Raw genomic sequence first — 17,477 nt, forward strand, 5'->3', positions numbered from 1 at the left:
ACGGTGGTCTCACGCCACCGTCTCGTCCGGCTCGGTGACGTCGTCGATCTCGGCCGGTGTCGCGTCCGCCATGAGTTCGGTGAGGACGTCGAGCACCCGCGGATCCGACAGCAGCGCGAGGTGCCCGGTGCCGACGAGCGTGTGCAACTCCGTCATCGGCCCCCGTGCGCTGCGCAGCGTCACCAGTCCGTCTCCCACGGCGTCGGCCCACCAGGCCGTGTCGTCGGCGGCCAGGGTGGCGGCGACCGCGACGTGCCGGATCCCGGGGGCGAGCGCCACGTCCGTGGCCAGTCTCAGGTCGTCCACGCCGCGGCTGCGGACGTCGAGCAGGTCCGCCCACACCGCCGTCTGCCGCACCCTCCGCAGGGCACGGGAGAGGTGGTACACGCCAGTCGCGAGCGGTGCGCCCTCGTGCGGGGTGCCCAGGTAGCAGGCCGTGCGCACCAGCGGCAGCCAGGTCGCCCTGCTCGCCTCGATCGCACAGGCACGCCGCACCACGAGCCCGCCCATCGAGTGCCCGACGAGGTCGATCCGCTCGACGGGGACGGGCCAGACCGCGATCAGCTCGTCGAGGAGGCCGGCCAGTGCCGCCCCGTTGTCCTCGATCCCGGCGCCCGTGTTGTACCGCAGACAGACCGCGCTGATGCCGTGCGCGGCCAGCGCCTCGCCGTAGCTGCCCCGCCCGTCGTGGCGGTAGTACCAGGCCTGCTCGGTCTCCCCCAGCCCGTGCACGAGCACGGCGACGTGACCCGTGGCCTTCGGATACGCGGTGGTCAGCATCGCGGTGTCGTTCCCGACGATGCGGCGCTCGTGATGCGGCCCGAGTTCCACCGTCAGGTCGTTGCCCTCGGCGGCGAGCCGGTCGCCCAGCAGCCCGTTGACGGCGCCGACCACGACCGATCCGGCCGCGGTGGACGTGACCGCGTGGGACACGCGGTCCTCGGGCAACAGCCGGGACACCGCGGTGACAGCCTCGGCGGCCGCCACACCGCCCCCGCGCACGGCCTCGTAGACCAGGTCGGCGATGCCCTCGTTCAGGATGCGCACGGGTGCCGCGGAACGGCCCAGCACCCCGAACACCACGTCGTTGATCGCGCGGTGGGTCCCCTGGACAGGGCGGCTGAGGATGTCGATGGCCGTGGCCACGACGTCGGCAGCGCCCGCTACTTCGTTCCGATCGCGATTCGAGTGCACACGTGTACTCTAACCGTCACGCCACCTTGACGACGAGCTTGCCGAAGTTCTTGCCCTCGAGCAGCCCGAAGAACGCGTCGGGAGCGTTCTCGAGACCCGCGACCACGTCTTCCCGGTAGCGGAACGATCCGTTGTCGATCCACTCGGCGACCTCGCGCAGGAAGTCCTTGTAGAGCTCCGGGACGAATTCGCTCTGGATGAAGCCGCGGATGGTCAGGCTCTTCGTCAGCACGCGCGTGAAGAAGCCGGGCAGCCGATCCGGACCCTCCGGTGCCTGCGTGTCGTTGTACTGCGCGATGAGACCGCACACCGGCACGCGTGCGTAGAGGTTGAGCCGCGGGAGCACCGCCTTCGCGACGGCGCCGCCCACGTTCTCGAAGTAGACGTCGATGCCGTCCGGAGTCGCGGCCTTCAACTGATCCTTGAAATCCGGGGCGCGGTGATCGACGGCGGCGTCGAAGCCGAGCTCGTCGATCAGGTACGCACACTTCTCGGGACCGCCGGCGATGCCGACGGCGCGCGCACCCTTGATCTTCGCGAACTGGCCGACGGCCGAGCCGACGGGCCCACTGGCCGCTGCGACCACGACGGTCTCCCCCTGCTTCGGCTGCCCGATCTTCGTCATGCCGGAGTACGCGGTGAAGCCCGGCATCCCCAGCACGCCCAGCGCGGTGGACACGGGCGCCTTCTCCGGATCCAGCACTCGCACGGACGACGCGTCGACCACCGCGTGCGACTGCCACCCCGTGTAGCCGAGCACCACGGCGCCGACCGACACGGCGTCGCTTCGAGACTCGATCACCTCGGAGACCGTGGCGCCCACCATCGTGTCGCCCACCTCGACGGGCTCCGCGTACGACTCGGCGTCGCTCATCCGGCCGCGCATGTACGGGTCCAGCGACAGGTACAGGGTCTTCAGCGAGACCTGACCGTCACCGACCTCGGGGAGATCGACCGTCTCGGTCCGGAAGTTCTCGGCAGTGGGTGCGCCGGTGGGACGAGAGGCCAGGACGATGCGAGTGGAGGAGGTCATGTCTCCCGACGCTACTCCAACAGGTTCTTGCGGACCTTGCCCATCCCGTTCCGCGGCAACGAGTCCACCACGCGTACCTCACGCGGCCGCTTGTGCACCGAGAGCTGTTGTGCCACAGAGTCGACGACTGCTCGCGGCTCCACCTCGTCACCCACGACGAACGCCACGATGCGCTGGCCGAGATCGTCGTCGGGCAGTCCCACGACCGCCACCTCACGCACTCCGGGAACACCGAGGATCGCCGTCTCCACCTCGCCCGCGCCGACGCGGTACCCACCGGTCTTGATCAGGTCCGTCGACTCCCGGCCGACGATCCGATGGAAGCCCGCCGGGTCGATCGCCGCGACGTCTCCCGTCCGGAACCACCCGTCGTCCGTCCAGCAGGCCGCGGTGGCCTCCGGCTTGTTCAGGTAACCGTCGAAGAACCGGCCGCGCACCTCCAACGAACCGATGGACTCCCCGTCGCGTGGGACCTCCGACCCGTCCTCACCGCGCAGCCGAGTCTCGATGCCGCGCACCGGAACTCCGACCCAACCGGGTCGTCGCTCACCGTCGGCGCGCGTACTCAGCGTGATGAGGGTCTCGCTCATGCCGTAGCGCTCGATCGGTTCGAGACCCGTGAGAGCGGCGATCTTCTCGAACACCGGCACCGGCAGCGGGGCACTGCCCGAGATCAACAACCGAGCGTGCGACAGCGCCGCGGCGGACTCCGGGTCGGCCGCCACTCGCGACCACACGGTGGGAACCCCGAAGTACATCGTTCCCCGCGCCGCGGCGTACCGCTCCGCGGAGGGCTTGACGGTGTGGATCACTCGACTGCCGAGTCGCAGCGGACCCAGGACTCCCAGCACGAGCCCGTGCACGTGATAGAGCGGGAGTCCGTGCACCAGAGTGTCGTTCGCCGTCCACCCCCACGCCTCGGCGAGCGCGTCGATGCCGGCGGCGAGCGCACCGCGGCTGAGGATCACGCCCTTCGGAGGGCCCGTGGTTCCCGAGGTGTAGAGCACGAGACCGGTCGTGTCGTCCGACGGCTCCGCGTAGCTGTGCCAGGACCGTGCGTGCATGCGGACCGGGACGACGGGCAGACCGCCGTCGTGCTCGGGCGCGACACCCAGCCACCCGCGGGCACCGGAGTCCGCGAGGATGTGGTCGAGTTCGGTCGGCCCGGAGTCCGGGGGCACCGGCACCACGGCCACTCCGGCGATGAGCGCACCGACCACGGCGACGACGGTGCGGGCGGTCGGTTCGGCGAGGACGGCCACCCGGTCGACGCCCATGATGCGCTCGGCCACCGACGTGGCGGCCCCGAGCAGATCGCTTCGAGAGAGGACGACGTCACCGACGGTGACCGCGTCGTCGGCGTCGCCGCCATGGGTGATCGCGTACGAGTTCAGAGACCGGAGCAGCACACCGAGCAGTCTCTCACGACGCCCGCAGCTGCTCCGTGACCTCGATGCACGTGCAGCCCCCGGCGACCGCGGAACAGTCGACGACGAGGGTGTGCCGGACGGCGTGCAGCAGAACACAGGCGTCGTCGGTGCACTCGACCGCACCGTGCAGGTGGACGACGAGCGTGCCGTGACAGTGGTCGAGAGCGCCGAGACACTCGACGCATCCGGTCAGCGAATCCTTCATGACTCCATCTGTACCACCGGCCCCCGACACGTCCTCGGCCTCGCGGCGGCGCGTCGTCAGAAGAAGACGGTGAGAACGGTCGCGATGGACGCGGTGCCGATCATGGCGACCACGAGGACGGCGGCGACCATCTTCACACCGGACCGGGACGCGGCGGGAGCGTCCGACCACTCGTCGAACGCCTCGACGTCGACGCCCTCCTGCGCGAAGTAGTGCACCTCGCCGGGCGGCTCCCACTCCTCGCCGCTGGCACGCACTCGCGACTCGAGCACGGCCAGCCGCTCGCGAACGCGGGGCGGATAGGCCCGCGACGGCGCGTTGATGGGCAGTCGGCGCGCGAGCACCAGCGGTGTCGGGCACGCGGCGACGAACGAGTCGAGCGCGTGCCGCACCAGCGGGTCGGCGTCGTCTCGATCGGTGAGGAACCAGGCCGCACCGGCACCGGCCGGGTCGTCCATCGCCAGGCACGCGTAGCCGAGGAGGTCGAGCGCGGGTTGCGAGGCGGCGTCCTGATCCAGCAGCGCTGTCAGGCGCTTGCGCGCACTCCATGGTTCCCCGCGAGCCAGATCCTCCTGCGCGCGGTCGAGCGCTCCCATGGCCGGGCTCAGACCGTGAGACGGGCGACGGCAGCGGCGATGCGCTCGTCGGTCGCCGTCAGCGCGATGCGGACGTGGGTGCCGCCGTCGGGACCGTAGAACTCCCCCGGAGCGACGAGGATGCCGCGTTCGGCGAACCAGCGCACGGTGTCCCGGCACGGTTCACCGCGCGTGGCCCACAGGTACAGGCCGGCCTCGGAGTGATCGATGGTGAATCCGGCCGCCACCACGGCGGCGGCGAGCGCGGTCCGACGATCGCGGTAGCGCTCGCGTTGCACGTTCTCGTGCTCGTCGTCGCTCAGCGCCGCGGTCATGGCCGCCTGCACCGGAAGGGGAACCATCATGCCCGCGTGCTTGCGGACCGCGAGCAGTTCCGCGACCAGGGCGGGATCGCCGGCCACGAAGCCGGCGCGGTAGCTCGCGAGGTTCGACGTCTTGGACAGCGAGTGCACGGCCAGCAGGCCGGTGGTGTCCCCGCCGCACACCTCGTCGTCGAGGATCGAGACGGCGCGTCCCTCCCAGGTGAGTCCGAGGTAGCACTCGTCCGACACGACGATCGTGCCGCGTTCGCGGGCCCACTCGACCACCTTGCGCAGGTGGGCTACACCGAGCACCCGGCCACTGGGATTGGACGGCGAGTTGACGAACATCAGGGACGCGCGTTCGGGACCGAGACGCGACACCCCGTCCGCGCGCAGTGTGCGGCATCCCGCGAGCAGGGCCCCGACCTCGTAGGTGGGGTACGCCAGTTCCGGGATGACGACGAGATCGTCCGGGCCGAGCGCGAGCAGGGTCGGCAACCAGGCGATGACTTCCTTGGTTCCGATCACCGGCAGGATCGAGCGTTCGTCCAACCCACCGATGCCGTAGCGACGTGCGAGCGCACTGACGGCGGCCGCCCGCAGCTCGGGTGTGCCCACTGTCGTGGGGTACCCGGGCTGCGCGGAGGCCGCCGCGAGAGCGTCACGGACGACGTCGGCGACCGGGTCCACCGGCGTACCGACGGACAGGTTCACGATGCCGTGTGGATGCGACCGCGCCAGCGCGGTGACGTCGGCCAGCGTGTCCCACGGGAACTCGGGCAACAGGCTCGCCACGGATCGACGAACAGCGGGCGACCGACGCGAGACGACGGGTGCGTCCGTCACGCTCAGTTCTCACCCATGGGGGGCAGAGCCTTGATGAACGGCGGGTCGTAGTCGGTCTTTCCGACCTTGGCCGCGCCACCGGGTGAGCCCAGTTCGTCGAAGAAGTCGACGTTGGCGCTGACGTAGGCGGACCACTGCTCGGGGACGTCGTCCTCGTAGAAGATCGCCTCGACGGGGCACACCGGCTCGCAGGCACCGCAGTCCACGCACTCGTCGGGCTGGATGTAGAGCATGCGTCCACCCTCGTAGATGCAGTCGACAGGGCATTCCTCGATGCATGCCTTGTCGAGGACATCGACGCACGGTTCAGCAATCGTGTACGGCACTGAGGTTCTCCTTAGCCTTTCCGAACTCTGAGCGTGTCGCGGCCCCGCGGGGACGCGTTCGACGCGGACGTGCTGTTCTGCTCGACCCACCGGCGCCCCAGCTTCGCAGCTCGGGACAGTGCGCCGCGCTCGCCGAAGTACCCGGCGACCGCACCGACCACGGGCAGGTTACCGAGCCATCTGTAAACGGTACGGCTGCGGGGCCGCTTGTCCAATTCGTCGGTGACGGCCTTGAGGATCTTGGTGACCGACCACAAGGTCGACAGCAACGCGAACGGGGACCGGGACAAGCGACCGGACGGCTCGGTGACACGGCTGTCGTCCGTGACGCCGTCGACGTCGGGTTCGGGCGCGTGGATGCTGGCACCCTTCGGCAGCTCGCGGTTGCACAGCACCGATGCCAGCAGGCGGACCTGCTCGTCCTGCTCGGTGATGCCGTACTCGCGGGCGACGGCCACCAGGACGATGGCCTGGTTCGCGAACCCGAGGACGTCGCCGAGCGGGAGTCGGCGAGCGAGCACACCGAAGATGCCGGGGAACGCCACCGCCACGGTGCCGATCCCGCCGACGCGGCCGACCCACCACGAGACGCGCTGGTCGACGGTCATCGACTCCCACGCCTTGGTTCCCGGTGTGTCGGCGGCGTCGAACACCGACGCGACGGCGTTCAGCGCCGCGTCGACCTTCGTGCCGTTCGCGTCCGCCTGCTCGCGGAACGTGCGCTTCTTGAGGCCGAGCGGGTCGCGGTCCGCGAGCAGTTCGAGGACCGGCACGATCACGCGCACTGCGGCCTTGAGAACTCCGGCGACGCGCTCGTCGCCCAATCGATCAGCGCTCATGCTGCTTCCGTCCGGTCTGCGTAGGCGGTGGTGCGCTCGACTGCGCGTCGTCCGATTCCCTCGGCGATCGCGTGTAGTTCCTCGACGGTCTTCTCCGATCCGTGCTGCGATCCCGCCATCCGCGAGATCGTCTCCTCCATCAGCGTGCCACCCAGGTCGTTGGCGCCGCCGTTCAGCATCACCCGAGTTCCCGTCACGCCGAGTTTCACCCAGCTCGTCTGGATGTTGTCGATGCGGCCGTGCAGCATGATCCGCGCCAGTGCGTGGACGGCCCGGTTGTCGCGCTGCGTCGGTCCGGGTCGTGACGCCCCCGCCAGGTACAGCGGCGAACTCTGGTGCACGAACGGCAGCGGCACGAACTCGGTGAAACCACCGGTGCGGTCCTGGATCCGCTTGAGCACGTTCAGGTGTCCCACCCAGTGCGAGGGGTTGTCGACGTGGCCGTACATCATCGTCGAGCTCGACCGCAGTCCCACCTCGTGCGCCGTGGTGACGACGTCGATCCACGTCTGGGCGGGCAGCTTGCCCTTGGTGAGCACCCAGCGGACCTCGTCGTCGAGGATCTCCGCCGCCGTACCGGGGATGGTGTCCAGCCCGGCCTCCCGCAGTTCGGTCAGCCAGTCGCGCACCGACTGGCCACCGCGCGAGGCCCCGTTGACGATCTCCATGGGCGAGAAGGCGTGCACGTGCATCGACGGCACCCGCGCCTTCACCGCGCGCACCAGGTCTGCGTATCCGGTCACGGGCAGCTCCGGATCGATGCCGCCCTGCATGCAGACCTCGGTGGCGCCGAGGACGTGCGCCTCCCAGGCCCGGTCGGCGACCTCGCTGGTCGACAGCGAGAACGCGTCGGCATCGCCCTTGCGTTGGGCGAAGGCGCAGAAGCGGCACCCGGTATAGCAGATGTTGGTGAAGTTGATGTTCCGGTTCACGACGTACGTGACGTCGTCACCGACGACGTCACGGCGCAGCTGATCGGCGAAGGCGGTCACCGCGTCGAGCGCCGCACCCTCGGCGGTGGCCAGCGCCAGGTACTCCTCGTCGGTGCAGTTGCCGGGATCCTTCTCCGCGGCGCGGAGGGCGGCGACCACGTCGCGGTCGACGCTGTCCAGGGTCGCGAGATGCGCCACCTGCTCGCGGATGGACTCCCAGTCGCCGAACGCGCTGCCCATGTCGCTGCGCGTCTCGGTGTTGCGACCCTCGGTGTCGATGCCGGTGTTGAGGTCGACGCGGCCGGTGGACTCCCACACCTCGTCGGGTTCCTGCCACGGCAGACCGGACGGGATCGTCTCCGGCACCGCCAGCCCGGTCGCGTCGTCGGCGAGCGCACGCACGTGCGCCGAGATCCGCGGATCGATCCACGGTGAGCCCGCCAGGACGTACCGCGGCTGCACCGCCGTGCGTTCGGTCAGCGTGAAGCCGGCGTCCGCGGACAGCTGCGCGAGAGTGTCGAGGTTCGGCCACGGCCGCTCGGGATTGACGTGATCGGGGGTGAGCGGCGAGACACCGCCCCAGTCGTCGACGCCCGCGGCGAGCAACGCCGCGCACTCCTGCGCGGACACCAGATTCGGCGGCGCCTGGATGCGCATGGCCGGGCCGAGAAGGATACGGGACACGGCGATGGTGGCGAGGAACTCCTCCAGGCCGGCATCGGGCGCGGAGCGCATCGCGGTGTCATCCTTGGCCAGGAAGTTCTGCACGATCACTTCCTGCACGTGACCGAATGCCTTGTGCGACTTCCGGATCGCCATGATCGACTCGGCGCGGTCACGGATCGTCTCGCCGATGCCCACGAGGATGCCGGTGGTGAACGGAACGGTGAGACGACCGGCGTCGGTCAGCACGCGCAGACGCACCTCGGGGTCTTTGTCGGGGCTGCCGTAGTGGGCCTGCCCCTTCTTCTCGAACAGTCGACGCGAGGTGGTCTCGAGCATCATGCCCATCGACGGCGCGACCGGCTTGAGGCGCGACATCTCCTCCCAGCTCATCACTCCGGGATTGAGGTGCGGGAGCAGACCCGTCTCCTCGAGCACGCGGATCGACATCGCCCGCAGGTAGTCCAGCGTCGAGTCGTAGCCGCGCGCGTCCAACCACTCCTGCGCCTCGGGCCAGCGGGCCTCGGGGCGGTCGCCGAGCGTGAACAACGCTTCCTTGCATCCCAGTTCGGCACCGCGCCGCGCGATGTCGAGCACCTCGTCGGCCTCGAGGAACATCCCGTGCCCCTCGGCGCGCAGCTTGCCGGGGACCGTCACGAACGTGCAGTAGTGGCACGTGTCCCGGCACAGCCGGGTGAGGGGAATGAACACCTTGCGCGAGTAGGTCACCGTGCCGGGGCGGTTCTCGGCGAGCAGTCCCGCGTCCCGCACCCGCGCCGCGGACGCGCAGAGATCGGTCAGGTCGTCGCCGCGGGCGTGCAGCAGCGTGGTCGCCTCGTCGACACTGATCACCACACCGTCGCGGGCACGGCGCAGCGCACGCCGCAGCGCCGATGCGGTCGGTGCCGGGCTGTCGGGAGGCGTCACTCGGGTGTCGGCGCGCGCGGGAGTACTCGGATCGGGCAACATCGTCACCGTTCGATCATGCGCCCTCCGGCCGGAGGCGTGCCACAGCAGGGGTGATGCGACGTGTCCGACAACAGTCCCGGTGTGGTCCTCACCGATCCCGCGCATCGCCCCGATCCGCGGGCGAAGATTCTGTGGGCCGTGGCAGCCGCCCTGCTGTGGCTCCCGGTGGTCGTCGCCGTGATCGTGTGGGCCGTGGTGCTCGCGGTGAACGTCGAGCGCCCGTCCTGGACGCCCGTGGTGGCCGCTGCCGTCGCCGTGGCGGTCCTCGCGGGAGCGCACGTGACCATCGCGCCGCAGTGGCGCTATCGGGTGCACCGCTGGGAACTGAGCGACACCGCCGTCCACACGCGCACCGGCTGGGTGACTCAGGAACGGCGCATCGCTCCCCTGTCCCGAGTGCAGACCGTCGACACCGAGCGCGGGCCGCTCGACCGGGCACTCGGACTGGCCACCGTGACGGTGACGACCGCGTCCTCCGCGGGAGCTCTGGAGATCGCGGGGCTCGACCTCGCGACCGCCGATCGCACCGTCGCCGCCATCACCGCGGCGGCCGCACGCTCACGAGGCGACGCCACGTGACGCAGGACGCCGGCCTGCGCGTCGACGAGTTGCCGTGGCTGCGACTCGACAAGCGCATGCTCCTGATCCACCCGGTCACCGAGCTGGTCCGCCTGCTGCCGGTGCTCCTGCTGTCCCTCGTTCTCGGATCGCAGAGCGGCACGCACGTCTGGGGCCTGATCGTCGTGGTCCTCCTCGTGGGCGCGGCCATCCTGCGCTGGTTCACCACCGGGTACCGCATCGGCTCGGACGACGTCCAGCTGCGCCGCGGGCTCTTCCAGAAGAAGGTGCTCTCCATTCCGCGTGGTCGAATCCGCAGTGTGGACGTGCGAGCCGGGCCGCTGCACCGACTGCTGGGACTGTCGATCCTCACCGTGGGCACCGGTCAGCAGAAGTCGGACAAGGCCGACTCGTTCGAGCTGAACGCCCTCGCCTCCGACCTGGTCCCCGCCCTGCGTGAGGAGTTGCTGGCGAGCACCGGCCGGACGGTGGGAGTGGATCCGGTCGCAGTGACCGAACCCGCCGTGACGCCCGAACGTGAGATCGCCCACTTCCGTACCGGCTGGGTTCGATTCGCCCCCTTCACGGCCACGGGCATCGTCGTCGTCGGTGCCGGATTCGGGCTCGTGTTCCAGTCCGGGTTCGCCGGTGACATCGCCTCTTCGCCGGCCCTCGACGACACCTATCAGGCCGTTCTGCGCCTCGGCATCGTGGTCGCGGTGGTCGTCGCCGCGGCCCTGCTGCTCGTCGTGTCGAGCATCGTCTCCGTGGTGCGCTACCTGGTCGTCTACGGCAACCTCTCCGTGACCGACGACGGCACCAGGCTCCGCGTCGGCCACGGACTGCTGTCGACGCGACACACGACGCTGGACCGCGACCGCCTCCGCGGCGCGACGTTGCGTCGACCGCTGGTCCTGCGGTGGGCGCGCGGAGCGCGCCTGGATGCCGTCATGACCGGGGTGTCCGCTTCGGAGAAGGAGTCGTCGCTGCTCCTGCCACCCGCTCCCCTGCCGGCCGCCCGCCACACGATGGACGACGTGCTGGCGGGTCTGCCGGAGAGCGCGCCGGCCACGGTGACACTGCAGAAGCACGGACCGGCGGCTTTGCGGCGCAGGCTCACCCGCGCCGTCGGGCCGGTCCTGCTGGTCGCTGTCGCACTCCTCGTGGTCCGGTCGACCGGCCGGGACGTCCCGATCGCCGCGTGGATCGGCGTCGCGCTCCTCGTGGTGGCCGCCGTCGCCCTGGCGCTCGATCGGTACGCCGCCCTGGGCCACCGTGCCCACCCGGGAGTTCTGATCACCGAGCACGGCAGCCTCGACCGGCGACGCGTCGTCCTCGACACCGACGGCGTGGTCGCCTGGGGTGTCCGGCAGACCTTCTTCCAGCGACGGGCCGGTGTCGCGACCATCGTCGCCGCCACCGCGGCCGGCACGGGCCGCTACACGGTGCTCGACGTACCCGCCGACCACGCGTGGTCGATCGTCGAGAGCGCTCAGCCCGGTGCCGGCGACGTGTGGGCGGAGCGCCCGTGACACCCGACTCCGGTACACCCCGGAGCATCCCCGAACTCGATGTGGCGGTGTCGGAGTGCCGCGCGTGTCCGCGCCTGGTGGAGTGGCGTGAGCTGGTGGCGCGCGAGAAGCGGGCCGCGTTCCGTGACGAGACCTACTGGGGCCGACCGGTTCCGGGTTTCGGCCCCGTGGACGCTCGCCTGCTGATCGTCGGCCTGGCGCCGGCGGCTCACGGCGCGAATCGCACCGGACGGATGTTCACGGGCGACCGCAGCGGCGACGTTCTCTACGCGGCCATGCACGCCGTCGGCCTCGCCACGCAGCCCACGGCGACCCACATCGCCGACGGCCTCGAGTTGATCGGCACGCGCATCACGTCGCCGGTGCACTGCGCTCCCCCGGCCAACAAGCCGACACCGGAGGAGCGCGACCGGTGCCGTCACTGGTTGGAGACGGAACTGCACATCCTGGCGCCGACCGTTCGGGCAGTGATGGTCCTGGGCGGATTCGGCTGGCAGGCACTGCTTCCGGTCCTCGACGGCGCGGGGTGGACGATCCCCCGACCGCGCCCGAAGTTCGGCCACGGTGCGCACGTCGTGCTGACGTCACCCGAGAAGGAGTTGCCGGACCTGCATCTGTTCGGGTGCTTCCACGTCAGCCAGCAGAACACCTTCACCGGACGGCTCACGCCGGCCATGGTGGAGCAGGTGCTCGCCGCGGCGGCCGACGCCGCCGGAATCGACAGGAGTCAGCCGCGTCCGAGTTCGGCGAACTGACCCATGCGCAACGCGAACAGTTGCACCACAGCGGGAAGCAACCCGCCTGCCACGAGGACCAGGGTGCGCCAGTCGGCCACGACGAGCACGTCTCCACCCGGTCCCCCCAGCATGGCCAGCACGAGACCCACGAAGAATCCCGCGACCGGGAGAGCGGCGCGGGAGACGTTGTGCGTCACCGAGAACGCGACCCGCACGAGGATCACGTTGACGATGCCGGCGAGGACACCACTGACGGGGAACGGAGTGCTTCCGAGATACAGCGGGAGGAACAGCACTGCGGTCACGGCGCACAGGAACCCGTCGAGCACCAATGCGCCGACGATCGACGCCTTGATGCCGGACACCACGCCCTCCCCGGCGTGGCCCGTCATCGCGCCGATCCTGTCGGCGCCGTGAACGTCAGCGAGGAGGGAACCCTATCGACGTGAGGTAGTTGCTCACGAACGTCGCGAAGCCGCCCACGGAGTTCAGGTAGATCTCGCGCTGCAGATCGGCTGTGGGTCGCAGGGAATCCACGAACGCCACGATGGCGTACTGAAGATCGAAATTCATGGGAAGAGCTCCTTCGAGTCGAACTCACCGGGTACGTCCGACCCCGTCCGGTGATGCCGCTCACAGCATAACCCGGCACCGAGCCCGGTTCGGACCCGCACACCGTCCCCGGGCAGACACTGGGGGCCGTCACACGATCCCCGCGAACAGGTCGGTCTCGCGCCCCGACGAGTCGACCGGTCCGAGATCGCCGCGGACGAGGATGTACTGCTCGTCCTCGAGGACCGGCTGCGCGATGTCGTTCGACAGGGCGTAGACCCGACCGGACTCCGCGACGGTGACCTGAGTTCGGTGCGCGCGCAACGCGAGTCGTTTGAGATCGAGCACCGGGCGGACGTCGACGGACGTGGTGATCGTGTCGTCGGGCACGCTCGGCAGCTCGCCCTCGACAGGCATGCGCCACTGCCGGGGGACGTCGCCGAGGTCGCTCAGGCCTGCGGTCAACTGATGCAGACCGGTGACCGTCCAGTACATCTTGTCCACCGACCAGGCCGGCCCCGTCTCGGCGAACCGGGCAGGGTCCTCCGCCGCCTCGACGGCCAGTCCAGCCAGCCGGTGCACCTGCATGTGGTCCGGGTGGCCGTAGCCGCCCTCGGGGTCGTAGGCCACGAGGACCTGCGGGCGAACGTCACGGATGACCTCGACCATCGCGCCGACGGCCTCGTCCGGGTCGGCGTTGACGAAGGCACGCGGGTGGCGTGCCGCGGGGGTTCCGGCCATGCCCGAGTCGCGCCAGTGCCCGGCACCGCCGAGAAACCGCGGCGGCCGGCATCCGAGCGCCTCGAGCGCCACGGTCAGCTCGTGGATGCGGTACCCGCCCAACTGATCCGCGCGATCCGCGACCAGTCCGGCCCACGTCTCCCCGATCACCTCACCCTCCTCGCCGAGCGAGCAGGTCAGGACCGTCACGTCCACGCCCGCCCGCACGGCGCGGGCGATGGTGCCGCCGGTGGTGATGGTCTCGTCGTCGGGGTGCGCATGGACGACCAGCATCCGGGGCCGCTCCGTCACGGCGTCACCCGCATCCAGTCGTCCGCGTCCCCGAAGACACCGAGTTCGACGGGCCCCGCGAGCGTCGCGCCGCTCACGCCGGGACCGACGGCGACGACGGAACTGTCCTGCGCGATGGGGAGCACGGTGTGCAGGTTCCACAGCTGCGGCTGCGCCGCGATGACGGCCTCGGTCGGGTTCACGTCGCCTCTCAGGCTCTGGTCCATCACCGGCTCGAGCGACGGATCGCAGACTCCGGACAGGTTGCTCGCCGCCACCGGGTCGGCGTCGGAATCGGGTGCCGTCGTCGTCGACGTCGCGAGATCGGTTGCTGCACATCCGTAGCGCGACGACCAGGCGGTGGCCACATCGGTACCCACGTGGCTCCACCCGACGACGGCGTCGACCGTGCCCTCGAGCAGCGCGGTGCCGTACAACTCCTCCGGATCGGTGGGAGCGACGCTGGCGTCGACGCCCGCGTCGCGGAGTTGATCGGCGGCCGTGTTGGCCACCGCGACCGCGACCGCGTCGTTCTCGGGAGCGCCGATCACGACGGTCAGCGCGCGCGTGGTACCCGGCACCGGCGTCGTCGTCGCGGTGGGTTGGCCCGAGGTGGGAGCCAGGGCCGGCGGCAACGGCACCGGCACGAATCCCGCGTCGGCGAGCAGTTGCAATGCCTCGTCCCGCGGGAGAGTCTGCGGAGCCGTGGGGACGTAGCCGGGCTGGGACGGCGAGAGAACCTGCGCGCGAACGGTGTTCGCGGCCGTGCCGGTGCCCGACGCGACGGTGGACAGCAGGTCCACGTCCAGCAGACCCATGACGCCGCGGCGCACGTCGGCGTCCGCGAGCTCCGGCACCCGGCCGTTCAACGTCAGTTCGAGGGTCCGCGAACGGAACCGGGTGTCCGTACGGACGTTGGGGATGGCGCCCAGTTGCGCCAGTGTCGCCGAACCGCCACGCACCTCGGCGATCTGCGCGTCGCCGGAGCGCATCGAGTCGGCGAGCTGGGCGTCGCTGCCCCCGCGTCGGAGGAGGATCTGATCGGGCGTGGAGGGTGACCCCCAGTAGCGGTCGTTGCGCTCGAGCAGGATCTCGTCGCGGCCACGATCGATCGACTCGATGCGGAAGTGTCCGCCGGAGACGGACACGTTGTCGCGCAGTCCGCGCTCGAACCCGCCCAGCGAGTCCTTGAGCAGATGGGAGGGCAGCAGATTCGCGAAGAGCTCGCGCCACGCGGGGTACGGCGTCGCCATCGTGACGGTGACGGTCTTGCCGCCGTCCGAGGACGCGATGTCGTCGATCGCTTCGTAGCCTGCGGGATCCACCACGCCGGGCGCGTCGATCATCTGTTGCCACAGGTAGCGGAAGTCCTCGGCCGCGATGGGCGCACCGTCCGACCACTGCGACTCGTTGCGCAGCCGGTAGGTGATGGTGAACGGGGCCTGCGACGTCACCTCGGCCGAGAGCACCAGCGACGCGTCGGGCAGCCACTCGACTCCTGTCCCCACCGACGCGGGGCGGAAGGGGCTGGGGAACACCAGTGTGGACACCGCGGTGTTCGCGGGCGACTGGTCGGCCAACAGGTGCGGGTTGAATCCCGTACCGACGTCGTCGATGGCCACCACGACCGGATTACCCGTGGCCGCCGGCGCTGCGGGAGGCGTCGTCGTGGCCGTCTCGGTGCTCTGGATCGGCGGCGGTGGATCGGCCGTGCACGCGGACAGCGCGAGCAGGGCAGCGGCCAGCGCCGCACCCACCCGCGCCACCGACATGATTACAGAGCAGCCTTGTCACGCGACTTGCTGCGCGAACGCTCGCGCGCACGCTCGTTGGAGTCGAGGTGCACCTTGCGCACGCGGACGACCTCCGGCGTGACCTCGACGCACTCGTCGCCGGCACAGAACTCCATCGCCATCTCGAGGTCGAGCTTCTTCGGCTTGGCGAGGGTCTCCATCACGTCGGCGGAGGACTGACGCATGTTGGTCAGCTTCTTCTCGCGGGTGACGTTGATGTCGAGGTCCTCCTGGCGGGGGTTGATGCCCACGACCATGCCCTCGTAGGTGTCCGCACCGGGCTCGACGAAGAACGTGCCGCGGTCGGCCAGCTGGATCATGGCGAACGGGGTGACGCTGCCCTGACGGTCCGAGACGAGCGAGCCGGTGTGGCGCGCGCGGATCTCGCCGGCCCACGGTGCGTAACCGTGGAAGACGGCGTTGGCGATGCCGGTGCCGCGCGTGTCGGTGAGGAAGTCCGTGCGGAAGCCGATGAGACCGCGCGAGGGGACGATGAACTCCATACGAACCCAGCCTGCGCCGTGGTTCGTCATCTGGACCATCTTTCCCTTACGGGCGGCGAGCAGCTGCGTGACGCCGCCGAGGTACTCCTCGGGAGTGTCGATGGTGAGCTCCTCGAAGGGCTCGTGCAGCTTGCCGTCGACCTGGCGGGTGACCACCTGCGGCTTGCCGACGGTGAGCTCGAAGCCTTCGCGGCGCATCTGCTCGACGAGGATGGCGAGCGCGAGCTCGCCACGACCCTGGACCTCCCACGCATCGGGGCGACCGATGTCGAGGACCTTGAGCGAGACGTTGCCGATGAGCTCCTGGTCCAGACGCGACTTGACCATGCGGGCGGTCAGCTTGTGGCCGCTCACGCGTCCCACCAGGGGGCTCGTGTTGGTACCGATGGTCACCGAGATGGCCGGCTGATCGACGGTGATGCGCGGCAGGGCGACCGGGTTCTCGAGGTCGGCCAGCGTGTCACCGATCATGATGTCCGGGAAGCCGGCGACGGCGACGATGTCACCGGCGACGCCCTTCTGACCGGGAACGCGCTCGACACCGATGGTGGTGAGCAACTCGGTGATCTTGGCCTTCTGGACGACGGGCTCGCCGTCGACCTCGCGCATCCAGCTCACGGTCTGGCCCTTGTTGAGCTCACCGTTGTGGATGCGGACCAGGGCGAGACGGCCCAGGAAGGCGGAGGCGTCGAGGTTGGTGACGTGAGCCTGCAGCGGCGCCTCGACGTTGCCCTTCGGTGCCGGGATGTAGCTGAGCAGGATCTCGAACAGCTCGTCGAGGTTCTCCGCGTCGGGAGCGTGTCCGTTCTCCGGCTGCTTCGTCGACGCCTTGCCCTCACGGCCGGAGGCGTACAGGACGGGGAGGTCGAGGGCCAGCTCGGCAGCCTCGGAGGCCTCGTCGTCGAGGTCCGACGCCAGGTCGAGGAGCAGGTCGTGGCTCTCGGAGACGACCTCCTCGATGCGCGCGTCGGGACGGTCGGTCTTGTTGACCACGAGAATGACGGGCAGCGACGCGGCGAGCGCCTTGCGGAGCACGAAGCGCGTCTGCGGCAGCGGGCCCTCGGAGGCGTCGACGAGCAGCACGACACCGTCGACCATGGACAGTCCGCGCTCGACCTCGCCACCGAAGTCGGCGTGGCCGGGGGTGTCGATCACGTTGATGACGGTGGTGCTGCCGTCGGCGTTGCGCTTGTGCACGGCCGTGTTCTTGGCCAGGATCGTGATGCCCTTCTCCTTCTCCAGGTCACCCGAGTCCATCACGCGGTCGATGGCCTCGGCGCGTTCCTCGAAGGCACCGGACTGGCGCAGCATCGCGTCGACGAGCGTGGTCTTGCCGTGGTCGACGTGCGCGACGATGGCGACGTTGCGGAAGGTGGTGGGTACGGTCTGACTGGCGGTGGGGCTGGTCACGCGTGAAATCTCCTGGGTCGAATGCGGGGTGAAGAGCGAGCGGCTT

17 protein-coding genes are annotated in these 17,477 nt (G+C 70.0%); 3 read left to right on the forward strand and 14 right to left on the reverse strand.

Features of this window, described 5'->3' with window-relative positions; translation table 11 throughout:
- Positions 1-9: 9 nt before the first annotated feature.
- The 9 genes from QE449_RS14890 to QE449_RS14930 are packed head-to-tail and all read right to left on the reverse strand — an operon-like array spanning position 10 to position 9,335.
- Complete coding sequence (locus QE449_RS14890) at positions 10-1,194, reverse strand: alpha/beta fold hydrolase (protein WP_307109056.1); 1,185 nt, start codon at positions 1,192-1,194, stop codon at positions 10-12.
- A gap of 16 nt (positions 1,195-1,210) precedes the next feature.
- Positions 1,211-2,227: an NADP-dependent oxidoreductase gene (locus QE449_RS14895; protein ID WP_307109057.1), complete on the reverse strand. Its 1,017-nt coding sequence runs from the start codon at positions 2,225-2,227 to the stop codon at positions 1,211-1,213.
- Positions 2,228-2,238: 11 nt separating this feature from the next.
- A complete protein-coding gene (locus tag QE449_RS14900; protein ID WP_285188425.1) occupies positions 2,239-3,636 on the reverse strand; it encodes an acyl-CoA synthetase in 1,398 nt (465 codons plus the stop codon).
- Between the two features lie 13 nt (positions 3,637-3,649).
- Complete coding sequence (locus tag QE449_RS14905; protein WP_056447430.1) at positions 3,650-3,862, reverse strand: hypothetical protein; 213 nt, start codon at positions 3,860-3,862, stop codon at positions 3,650-3,652.
- A gap of 56 nt (positions 3,863-3,918) precedes the next feature.
- The gene (locus tag QE449_RS14910) at positions 3,919-4,458 is read right to left on the reverse strand and encodes a DUF6584 family protein (protein ID WP_056447428.1); all 540 of its coding nucleotides are present in this window, start codon (positions 4,456-4,458) and stop codon (positions 3,919-3,921) included.
- Between the two features lie 8 nt (positions 4,459-4,466).
- Complete coding sequence (gene dapC / locus QE449_RS14915; RefSeq protein ID WP_222650504.1) at positions 4,467-5,555, reverse strand: succinyldiaminopimelate transaminase; 1,089 nt, start codon at positions 5,553-5,555, stop codon at positions 4,467-4,469.
- Positions 5,556-5,608: 53 nt separating this feature from the next.
- The gene (fdxA, locus tag QE449_RS14920) at positions 5,609-5,932 is read right to left on the reverse strand and encodes a ferredoxin (protein ID WP_027503879.1); all 324 of its coding nucleotides are present in this window, start codon (positions 5,930-5,932) and stop codon (positions 5,609-5,611) included.
- 11 nt (positions 5,933-5,943) lie between these two features.
- Complete coding sequence (locus tag QE449_RS14925) at positions 5,944-6,771, reverse strand: hypothetical protein (protein WP_222638170.1); 828 nt, start codon at positions 6,769-6,771, stop codon at positions 5,944-5,946.
- Positions 6,768-9,335: a bifunctional FO biosynthesis protein CofGH gene (locus QE449_RS14930; protein ID WP_307109733.1), complete on the reverse strand. Its 2,568-nt coding sequence runs from the start codon at positions 9,333-9,335 to the stop codon at positions 6,768-6,770. Before QE449_RS14930 ends, QE449_RS14925 begins: the two co-directional genes overlap by 4 nt.
- A 60-nt stretch (positions 9,336-9,395) precedes the next feature.
- Here QE449_RS14930 and QE449_RS14935 point away from each other — a divergent pair, with 60 nt between their 5' ends.
- The 3 genes from QE449_RS14935 to QE449_RS14945 are packed head-to-tail and all read left to right on the forward strand — an operon-like array spanning position 9,396 to position 12,180.
- The gene (locus tag QE449_RS14935; RefSeq protein ID WP_307109058.1) at positions 9,396-9,914 is read left to right on the forward strand and encodes a PH domain-containing protein; all 519 of its coding nucleotides are present in this window, start codon (positions 9,396-9,398) and stop codon (positions 9,912-9,914) included.
- Positions 9,915-9,970: 56 nt separating this feature from the next.
- Positions 9,971-11,425 carry a PH domain-containing protein gene (locus tag QE449_RS14940; protein WP_081821091.1) on the forward strand — a complete coding sequence of 485 codons (1,455 nt, stop codon included), beginning with the start codon at positions 9,971-9,973 and terminating at the stop codon, positions 11,423-11,425.
- Positions 11,422-12,180 (forward strand): uracil-DNA glycosylase, encoded by a 759-nt coding sequence (locus tag QE449_RS14945; RefSeq protein ID WP_307109059.1) that lies wholly within the window; start codon positions 11,422-11,424, stop codon positions 12,178-12,180. The genes QE449_RS14940 and QE449_RS14945 overlap by 4 nt, the downstream gene beginning before the upstream one ends.
- Here QE449_RS14945 and QE449_RS14950 read toward each other — a convergent pair.
- From QE449_RS14950 to typA, 5 genes are all read right to left on the reverse strand, one after another.
- Positions 12,153-12,554, reverse strand: a complete 402-nt coding sequence (locus QE449_RS14950) for a hypothetical protein (RefSeq protein ID WP_027503883.1) — start codon at positions 12,552-12,554, stop codon at positions 12,153-12,155. The genes QE449_RS14945 and QE449_RS14950 overlap by 28 nt on opposite strands.
- 28 nt (positions 12,555-12,582) lie before the next feature.
- Complete coding sequence (locus QE449_RS14955; RefSeq protein WP_162246780.1) at positions 12,583-12,735, reverse strand: glycoside hydrolase family 6 protein; 153 nt, start codon at positions 12,733-12,735, stop codon at positions 12,583-12,585.
- Between the two features lie 129 nt (positions 12,736-12,864).
- Positions 12,865-13,746: an N-acetyl-1-D-myo-inositol-2-amino-2-deoxy-alpha-D-glucopyranoside deacetylase gene (gene mshB / locus QE449_RS14960; protein WP_307109060.1), complete on the reverse strand. Its 882-nt coding sequence runs from the start codon at positions 13,744-13,746 to the stop codon at positions 12,865-12,867.
- Entirely contained in the window at positions 13,743-15,497 is a 1,755-nt protein-coding gene (locus tag QE449_RS14965; protein WP_307109061.1) for an ABC transporter family substrate-binding protein, read from the reverse strand. The genes mshB and QE449_RS14965 overlap by 4 nt, the downstream gene beginning before the upstream one ends.
- 2 nt (positions 15,498-15,499) lie before the next feature.
- Positions 15,500-17,431, reverse strand: coding sequence for a translational GTPase TypA (gene typA, locus QE449_RS14970; RefSeq protein ID WP_037183854.1), 1,932 nt, complete (start codon positions 17,429-17,431; stop codon positions 15,500-15,502).
- Between the last annotated feature and the right edge of the window lie 46 nt (positions 17,432-17,477).

The sequence above is a fragment of the Rhodococcus sp. SORGH_AS_0303 genome, assembly GCF_030819335.1.
Lineage (GTDB): Bacteria > Actinomycetota > Actinomycetes > Mycobacteriales > Mycobacteriaceae > Rhodococcoides.